Annotated in this window: 8 protein-coding genes; 5 read left to right on the top strand and 3 right to left on the bottom strand. The window is 35.9% G+C overall.

The features are described from left to right. Positions 1–39: 39 nt before the first annotated feature. Positions 40–279: an IS110 family transposase gene (locus GVN20_RS29340; RefSeq protein WP_166561761.1), complete on the bottom strand. Its 240-nt coding sequence runs from the start codon at positions 277–279 to the stop codon at positions 40–42. A 247-nt stretch (positions 280–526) separates the two neighbouring features. Here GVN20_RS29340 and GVN20_RS30225 point away from each other — a divergent pair, with 247 nt between their 5' ends. From GVN20_RS30225 to GVN20_RS29315, 5 genes are all read left to right on the top strand, one after another. Further along, positions 527–898, top strand: a complete 372-nt coding sequence (locus GVN20_RS30225; RefSeq protein ID WP_409033855.1) for an IS3 family transposase — start codon at positions 527–529, stop codon at positions 896–898. Between the two features lie 302 nt (positions 899–1,200). Next, entirely contained in the window at positions 1,201–1,371 is a 171-nt protein-coding gene (locus GVN20_RS30220; RefSeq protein ID WP_409033856.1) for an IS3 family transposase, read from the top strand. Between the two features lie 229 nt (positions 1,372–1,600). After that, positions 1,601–2,392, top strand: coding sequence for a LuxR C-terminal-related transcriptional regulator (locus GVN20_RS29980; RefSeq protein ID WP_166561758.1), 792 nt, complete (start codon positions 1,601–1,603; stop codon positions 2,390–2,392). Positions 2,393–2,502: 110 nt separating this feature from the next. Further along, the gene (locus tag GVN20_RS29320) at positions 2,503–4,806 is read left to right on the top strand and encodes a carboxypeptidase-like regulatory domain-containing protein (RefSeq protein ID WP_229599229.1); all 2,304 of its coding nucleotides are present in this window, start codon (positions 2,503–2,505) and stop codon (positions 4,804–4,806) included. 83 nt (positions 4,807–4,889) lie between these two features. Beyond that, a complete protein-coding gene (locus GVN20_RS29315; RefSeq protein ID WP_166561756.1) occupies positions 4,890–5,573 on the top strand; it encodes a DUF4386 domain-containing protein in 684 nt (227 codons plus the stop codon). A 589-nt stretch (positions 5,574–6,162) separates the two neighbouring features. Here the strand turns inward: GVN20_RS29315 and GVN20_RS29310 are convergent. Continuing rightward, the gene (locus GVN20_RS29310; protein WP_166561755.1) at positions 6,163–6,348 is read right to left on the bottom strand and encodes a hypothetical protein; all 186 of its coding nucleotides are present in this window, start codon (positions 6,346–6,348) and stop codon (positions 6,163–6,165) included. A 213-nt stretch (positions 6,349–6,561) separates the two neighbouring features. Then, positions 6,562–7,179, bottom strand: a complete 618-nt coding sequence (locus GVN20_RS29305) for a hypothetical protein (RefSeq protein WP_206023400.1) — start codon at positions 7,177–7,179, stop codon at positions 6,562–6,564. Positions 7,180–7,525: the final 346 nt, after the last annotated feature.

Here is a 7,525-nt window from a genome sequence, read left to right as displayed (position 1 = left end):
CTGTCGCTCCTTCTGAGTCCCAAAAATATTAAAAAAATTCTATTTCAAAATTTGTATTTTAAGACAGTACCAGCGGTAAATACCAGTGTGTTCCATGCAACATACCGACTTGGAGCGCTCAAAGCCTGGTAAAGATTCAATGATTTTGAGCGTAGCTTTGATAGCTGCTTCGGAATTCGTCGATTGAGTTTGATAAATAATACCCTTTTGATTTGAGTAAACAGCCCAATCTAATGTCGCTTTAGAAATGTCAATACCAATAAAATGTTGAGTCTCCATGAGTAAGAATATTTTTAAAGTTGGACAACTAACTTACCTTTTGTCTCAAACCCTTACTAATGGGCCAGGATGCCCTAATTTCTATTTGAGTTCTGGTAAGTACTATAGAGTAGGACCTGAATCCGTGCATAGAGTAATCCTCTGCGACCCCTTAGGAAAACCCACTCTATTTACTGGTTGATAAAAATACCCAATCTTGAAATTTTACCATAATATAAATCTAAAGGGCGACCCCGTTTACAAAGTGATGTCAACAAAAACAATGAAACAACCGTGGCGTAAATATGACCGCTCGAGCGGCCCCGGCTACCTTTTTCTGTTCATACTTTATGCCATACACTGCATGTCAGCCGAACGAGGCCACCCAGGCGGCAGTTACTATGAATACCTAAAAGGGAAAACGTATAAAATTTCCACAGAAACGGGTTTATCTGAAGAATTACACATAATTTTTCAAACCCATCTGAGGCAGTATGGAAGTCGACGAATAAAAGCGGAATTGAGTAACCAGGGTTATAAGGCAAGTCGTCACACGATTCGTAAATTGTTTAAAATTCAGGGATTAAAAGCGATACAACCGCAAAGGCGGTTCGCCGCTCATATCTTTAAAGTTCATTGAAATTGTTGAAAAAACGGGGCGGCCCGTGCCGATGGATCTGTATTACAGGCAAATAGTTGGTTCGGAATTGGCAGATAATATACTGGAAAACCTTGTGAGGGGGCCCTTAGAGTAGGCCTTGTTAAAAAGAAGAGTTAATTCAGGATTAATTATTCACTGCGCCAGTAGCCCGGTCTGATAGGGGAGGTCAATATATGTCAAACAAGATGAAAGCCTTAGTAAAAACCTTTACTTTGAAGCAAAGCAGGTCAAGAGCTGATGACCCATGCGACAACGCTAATGCAGAGTCTCTGTAGAGCCGACTGAAAGCTGAATTAGATATGCCCAAAGGAGGTTATGAAAATCTTGAAATGCACAGAAGTAATTTATTTGAATACATTGATGGGTACTACAATATCAGAAGGTTACATTCCGGACTAAGTTATTTAAATCCAGTGGCTGTTGAAGAGTTGTATTACAAAAATGCAGGATGAAATGTATAATTCTAATTATTCAATTAATCCGCAAAATGTGTAAACCGAAAATGAACCACCTCAGATTATCATGCATATCCAAATCAGGTGTTTGCTCAAGAAGTTGAAAAAATGTGGTAATTTTAGCCAGGCAAGCAGTAGTAGTCATGATTTTGTAGTATTCTAACCACAAAAGTAGGGCTAATCACTACTTGCCCATTTTTATAAAAAGCCCTGTATAATTATAGATATGACAAAAATCGAAAACGAAAATATTGACCCAAGAAATGCCATTTATGAAATTGTAATGAAATATATGGCCAACTTGAAATTTGAATCTCAAAATATTGACTATCATAAGCTCGAAAAGCACAAACTTGTAGTTGAAACTTTGGCAGGATTGAGCAATTCTTCAATTCAAATATTTGATTTGAATAAAAATAAAATAGTATTCTTCTCTAAAAACTATGCTCATCTTCTAGGCTATAACAAAGATGAATTTGAGGCTCTCAATTATGCCTTTTTTGAAGCCAAAATCCATCCTGATGACAAGTATGACTTGGCAATGTTTGGACTATCATCTCTGAAGTTATTTAAAGAGTTATCAAATGACGAGAAACTAAATCATAAAGTAGTATATGAATTTAGAATGCTTAATTCTATTGGAAAATATGTTCGGGTCATTGATCAATATCAAATATTAGAGTTGGATACAACTGGGCAAATTTGGCTTATGATGAGCACTTTAGATTTATCGCCAAATCAAGATGTAGAATCCTCGGTTAAATGCCAAATTCTTAATTTTAGAACGGGTAAAATTATACCCTCAAGCGTAGACAATAAACCAAGTTTAGAACTAACCAAACGTGAACTGGAAATTCTTACACTTGTAAAACAAGGTTTGCTGAGCAAAGAAATTTCCGATAAATTATTTATCAGTGTACATACAGTGAATACCCATAGACAACGATTTTTAGAAAAACTAGGTGCTAACAATACAATAGAAGCAATCATCTTTGCTACAAAATATGGGCTTATATAGTAAGAATACTGATTAATCAGTATTGCGTTTTTTTTTAGGAGTAGAGAATTTTGCGTCATTAAAATTATTTTTAAATGATACGAAAAATTTTCTACCCCTTGCTCTTAATAATGAGCATTAATATTGTGATTGCACAATCGAGTCAAGTGGTAACTGGAGTTGTTACGGACAAAATCACTTCACTACCTATACAGTTTGCTTATGTTTCTGTATTAAATAGTCAACCGTTTATCGGTGCGTTTACAGATAGTTTAGGTGCTTTTTTATTACCTATTGTTCCCACCGGCAGATATGATATAGAAGTGTCCTTTATAGGCTATCATAAAAGGGTAATACGAGAGGTTCTTGTAGTGTCTGGTAAACAAACACAATTAGACATTGACCTTGAAGAAAGTCTGACACAGCTGGACGAAGTGGTTATAAGACCCACTTTAAACAAGCAAAAATCATTGAACCCATTTGCAACAGTGAGTGCAAGGATGCTAAGTGTAGAAGAGGCATCAAGATATGCCGGAGGTTTTGATGACCCTGCACGGTTAGCATCAGCTTTTGCGGGTGTTGCTTCCAACAATAGCAATAATGGTATAGTTGTAAGAGGTAATGCACCCCGATATTTACAGTGGCGAATGGAAGGCGTAGAGATACCCAGCCCAAATCACTTTAATGATTTACGCTCTTTCGGAGGTGGTACTTTAACCGCACTTAGTACTCAGATGTTGGCAAACTCCGACTTTTTAACCGGAGCATTTCCAGCAGAATACACCAATGCTCTTTCTGGGGTGTTTGATATGAATCTGAGAAAGGGAAATACAGAAAAAACAGAAAGAACCATTCAACTAGGTCTAATAGGATTAGAATCATCACAAGAGGGACCCTTCAAAAAGGGCGGGAAATCATCTTATGTTTTCAACTACAGATACTCTACTTTAGGCTTATTAGGTCCTGTATTACCAGATGGTGCTTCTACTATTAAGTATCAAGACTTGTCGTTCAAACTCAATTTTCTTACTAAAAAAGCAGGTGTATTTTCAGTTTGGGGATTAGGGCTTATAGATGGAGCACAAAATAACCCTAAAAAAGATAGTACAGACAGGAAATATTATGATGATAGTCAGGAGGATAGGATAAGAATGAGAACGGGTGCCTTTGGAATCAATCATAAGATTTTTCTGAGAAACAATGCCTATCTGCAAACCGTACTATCAGCAACAGCCAACGAGACCGATTGGCAAACTAAGGCACTCAACCAGTCGGAGCAATTAGTGCCTTTTAGCAATATCTCTAATACGAATTGGGAGTATGCACTATCTTCATATGTAAATAAAAAATTTGGTGCTAGGCATACAAACAGAACAGGGGTAAGGGTAAGATTCTTGAATTATGACCTAAAGCTAAACCGTGCTGCTAATGTAGGGGGAGATCCTGCGGAAATTGTAAAAGCAAGAGGAAGAAGTGTATTGTCTTCTGCATTCACTAACTCATCTATATTTCTTACTTCAGGGCTAAGACTGAATATAGGTGTCAGTGCCCAGCATTTTTCGCTAAATAATAACTACTCCATAGAACCACGAATGGCAATTACACAAAATATAGGCGAGAAGCATACTTTGGGTTTGGCTTATGGTTTACATAGCAGAATGGAGCGTTTGTATATGTACTATAACAACTCATTATCTACGGGAGAGAAAGCGGTAAACAAAAATATGGGTTTTACCAAGGCTCATCACTTTGTTTTGAGCTACGATTGGAACATTACAGATATAATACACCTAAAAGTAGAGCCTTATTTTCAACAGTTATACAATGTGCCTGTAATGGAGGGGACTTCGTTATCGGCTGTCAATTTTCAATCAGATTGGTTTTTTGCCGAAAAAATGGTGAATAAAGGTGAAGGAAGAAACTATGGATTAGATATAACCTTGGAAAAGTATATGTCGAATGGGTTTTATTATATGGCTACCACCTCCATTTTTGAATCAAAATACAAAGGGGGCGATGGCGTGTGGAGAGATTCAAGATTTAATAGAAACTACGTAGTCAATCTATTAGCCGGCAAAGAGTGGAAAGTTGGTAAAAATCAGCAAAACACATTTAACATCAATGGTCGAATTACATTTCAAGGCGGAGACAGATTTTCACCGATTAATGAACAAGCAACAAAAGCAAGAAAAACGATTGTATATGACGAAACACGTGCTTACTCAGTTCAATCAGATCCAATTACGAATGTACATTTAACGCTTGTATACAGAAAAAATAAATTAAGAAGTTCAAGAGAAATAGCCTTGAAAATCGTAAACCTAACACAACAGCCAGATTTCTTTGGTTACCAATATAATTTTAGAACAGGAGGAATAGATAAAGATATCGAAACGATTCTCCTACCTAATTTAAGCTACAAGATATTTTTTTAATTATAATTCGTCTCTCATAAGTCATAACAGAGGTGAATTATAAATAACATGGTAACAGAAAATCATCATCTATTATAAATGTTATGAACAGAATTATCTGGCAAAGAAAAATAGACACTTTATGGATTGGTATTTGTTTTATATCAGCGGCTATATTTTCAATAATAGGTCTCAAAATGTATGACCCAATTTTAAGTGAAACTAATTATATTAAGACAGCTCATTTACACAAAGGTCAAATAGTATTTGGAGCAATCTGTGAATTGATCTTGGTAGTAAGTATGTTAGGTTCTGCTATTTTTATGTTTCCCTATCTGAATAGAAACAAGAGCAATATGGGTGTAGCTTATATTAGTTTCAGGGCATTTGAATGTGTTTTTGTTACTATTGGTCTTATTGCGGTCTTGACTGTATTGTCTATCAGTGTGGCCTATTCACATGGTGTATTTCAAAGTGTAGATACATTACAAGTAATTGGGTACTCATTTAAGGCTATACATAAATGGTGTTTTATAATTGGCCCTAATTTTATGCTGGCGATTAATACATTCATTTATAATTACGCCTTTTTAAAGGATAAGATGCTACCAAAATATCTCAATATTTGGGGGATTTTCGCAGCTTTGTTAATGATGTTTGCAGCTCTTTTAGAAATGTCCGGAGTCATCGAACAGATTTCTATTTGGGGGATTTTATTAGCTCTACCAATTGCATTGTTTGAAATGACGTTTGCAGTTTGGCTCATAGTGAAAGGATTTAGATTTTAAAATAGTTTAAAATTGAAAAAAATACTCAGTAAATATAACGATTCAAAAATATTCCAACTGGATGCCTTTGGAGCTTTTGTATCAATAATCCTGTTGTCCATTCTATTTGTATTTGAAGAATACTTTGGCATGCCTAAGAAAATTCTCTCCATATTTATAGGCATAGCATCAATGTTTTTCATCTATTCTGCCATAATTCACTTCGTCAAACCCTTGAGGTGGAGCACTTATTTAAAAATTATTGCAATACTCAATATATTTTATTGTGCATTTACAATCTATCATGTATATCTACATTTTGAAAACTTAACGTTATACGGACAACTTTACTTTGCGGGCGAGGTTTTGGTGATAATATTACTATCAATATATGAACTTAAAATGGCCACCAAAACAACGAACCGCTAACATCGGCTTAGCAATATGGCGGCTAAAGGAATTCTAATGAACATTTGTGCTAAAACAAACATTTGGAACTTTTATGATCTTTTGTGCTAAATTTCCGCCACATCGCCAAGCCGAGAACCGTTAGGCAACATTTTAAGTTATTTCCAAAGAGAATTATAAAAATCAGGACTACGGTTGACGTTTAAATATTTCTGCCAGTTTTATAACTCCAGTAATCCAGTTTAAAAGGCAGTACATTATTTAGCATATCAACCATTGTTTCCAAACTCGGTTCTTCAACGTATTTCCAATCTTGTCGATTGCTAACTATCTCTTTTCTAGCCTTTAAGATTTGATTTCCTACCTGATTTATTTTATTAAAATTCATCGAATTAAGTACTTATTCTGATGAAAGATACTGCTTTTTTGCATTGTTCGCAAAACTAAATAGCCCATAAGGAATACGCCCAAAATAGGCCTTTTACTCACTAACATAGCTTAATTTAGGCCAAATTGCCAGACTTCATAGTACTACTATTTCTAATATTGTATAATACCCATATCAATTAACCATACAATAAAGCCATTTCAAGCTGATTGTTTAATCATTGGCTCCAATAAAAGCAGAAAAACGAGAGGGTTGAATGCGAAGCGTATCGGGAGAAGTAGAATCCTTCGTTTTAGCAACACGTATAAAGGTCATCATAAATTCTCCTTCTACATACCCTTTAGCTTTATCTACCTTTGTTACCCTAATATATTGCCGCTCACTGGGGAGAATGTGGTACGTATCTTTGCCAGTGTCAAATTCACTTGTAAAAAATATAGCCTGCGGAATCGTATTAAGACGGCAGGGAGGTTTATAAACCTCTGCAAATTTATATTCTCCTGTTCTTATCGGAATTGCGCCAAGATAAATACTCTCAAAGGGATACTTTTTGTACTCTTCTAGGTCATAAAAATGAGAAATGGACAATGTAAAGTAATTTTTGTAAAGTGTATCCAAGGGCGCCATCCAGCAGGAGGCACAAACGGTACGTGTGGCTACAACAACTCCGTTAGGTAAGGTTTGATTCCAAGGTTTGCCATCCATCAAAATTTGAGAGGAATTGCGGGGTGTAGGTTCTGGCTCTTTTTCCTTTTCTTTTTGGCACCCCAACAGACAGAATGCACAGACCCAACTCAGCATGAATGCCGAGGTTATTTTAGAAATTGTCATGGTATTATTTTTCAATGACTAATTCCAGTTTTACAGAAGTAAGCACTGGATGACCTCTGTACGTGCATGGCTTGAATAATGAACACCGCTTGGGTACTTTTTATTACTGAAAGAACATATAAATTTCTCTTATTCGTGATGTGTGCCAGTCTCAAAGGTTGAGTAGGAAGTTTTGACGACTCAATAGTCGGTCATTTGCTGCTAAGCCACCCCTAAATTTGACCTTAAAGTATCCCATTCACAAGGCTTCAGATACCTTTTTATATTTATTGTATAATGATGCTAAAGAAGGCCATTGAATGATGGATAATTAGGCCAGCTGTGGATAAGTATTGAAGCGTGATTA

The sequence above is a fragment of the Runella sp. CRIBMP genome (assembly GCF_009905605.1).
In the GTDB taxonomy this organism is placed as follows: Bacteria; Bacteroidota; Bacteroidia; order Cytophagales; family Spirosomataceae; genus Runella.
The sequence above is the reverse complement of the archived record's forward strand: the minus strand, read 5'-3'. Positions and strand labels throughout refer to the sequence as shown.